The following is a 1,429-nucleotide window of genomic DNA, read 5'->3' as shown; positions in this document are numbered from 1 at the left end:
AACGCCCATGCCCTTGAGGCTGTAGACCTTGCTGCGAGCGTCCTCGACGGTAAAAGTCTCTGGATTGTAGACGCCGAGCCAGCCGGTGCGTTGCTTGCCGGTGGTCCGATCGGTGAACTTGAAGGAGAAGGTCGCCACGCCGGCCGTGGCGATGCTGACGTAGAGACCCGGACATTTGCGGTCGTAGAATTTGGCGCGCTTGGCGACCCGCTTTTCGCAGAGGCGATCGGTCAGGATGACGCTGCCGTTGCGGGCGCGCTTGCCAGCGGGTCCGGTCGTGATGGTAGTATCCATGTGGTTTCGGCTCCTAAGGCTGGACCAAAGGGCTCGGCTCCGGGGTTTTCAGCTTGTCGTGCGGACCGCTGAGAGGCTTAGGGCCGGGCCCTAGATTTGGCGAAACCCGCCGAAGCACCCCGAAACAGGCTAGGCGAAAAGTACTTGTTTTAAAGGCTTTTCTTCGTTTCGGCGTGTTTCACCGAATGCCAAGATGTAGACGTGTGGTCCTGACGCCCGGGGTCTGTGCATCAAGTCTTGCGGTGATGTGGCGGCCCGACCGGGCCCGCGCATCAGTCATCGGCATGGCGACGGGGGCAATAGTGCATCGCTCCCCGGGGAGAGCGCGATATAAGCCGTAAAACCACTGCGCAGGGAAGGCCGGATGTCGTGGCTTCACCTGTATGCCGCTGTGCAAGTTCTTATAGCGCAACTTTCGCACAGTGGACCGCGGGTGCCAGCCGGCACCCGGTCTTCCCTGCGCTCTCTTTCATTTGAGGGTGAGGCGACCAAGCAAAGCTCGGGCGAAACAAGCCGCGAGGACGCGAAGCTGTGTCTGCGATTTGAAATGCAAATTGAAAGAGCGGCGCTGTCACCTACACTCCGTCATTGCGAGCGCAGCGAAGCAATCCAGAATCCCTCCGCGGAAAGACTCTGGATTGCTTGTGCGCCAGGCAAGCTGGCGCGGTCCAACCGGTGGAAGTCCGGTCCGGGTAAGCCGTAGCGGGCGCCCGGTAGTGAGTGTTGCGGTGTCGTCGGCGACGGCGGCAGCGAAGCGTACACAACGATGCTGTGGGGTGGCTATTGAGCCGCGAAAGACAGAAACTCGCAGAGGCCGAGGCGGTAAGCAACGTCGAAGGCAACATGTGCGGTCCCGTTATGCGAGGGGCTGACGCTCTGCCGTGGTCGAAGACCCCATCACGCAGTAAGGGACCGCGCCGGAACCTGGGAGGTCCCGCGTTCGACCGCAGGCGGCATGCGCCTTCGGTCCGCATCGGGAAGGCGAGGAGCCGAAGCCGATGACGAACGAACGCGGGAAGTCGGACGTGGCCACAGTGCGAAGCCGGCGAACGAGGCAGAGCGATCTGCGAAAGGAGCTGGTGGAGCGAAGGGCCGCGACCAAGGGGAATGCGGACCAGCAAAGCACGACCCGGAC

Annotated in this window: 1 protein-coding gene; it reads right to left on the bottom strand. The window is 62.2% G+C overall.

All coding sequences use genetic code 11. The features are described from left to right. Positions 1-294, bottom strand: a 294-nt coding sequence (locus tag IVA82_RS24370; protein ID WP_247493593.1) for an Arm DNA-binding domain-containing protein, incomplete at its 3' end; no start/stop codon positions are given. Positions 295-1,429 lie beyond the last annotated feature (1,135 nt).

The organism is Bradyrhizobium sp. 142 (assembly GCF_023074015.1).
Classification (GTDB): Bacteria; Pseudomonadota; Alphaproteobacteria; order Rhizobiales; family Xanthobacteraceae; genus Bradyrhizobium.
The sequence above is the reverse complement of the archived record's forward strand: the minus strand, read 5'-3'. Positions and strand labels throughout refer to the sequence as shown.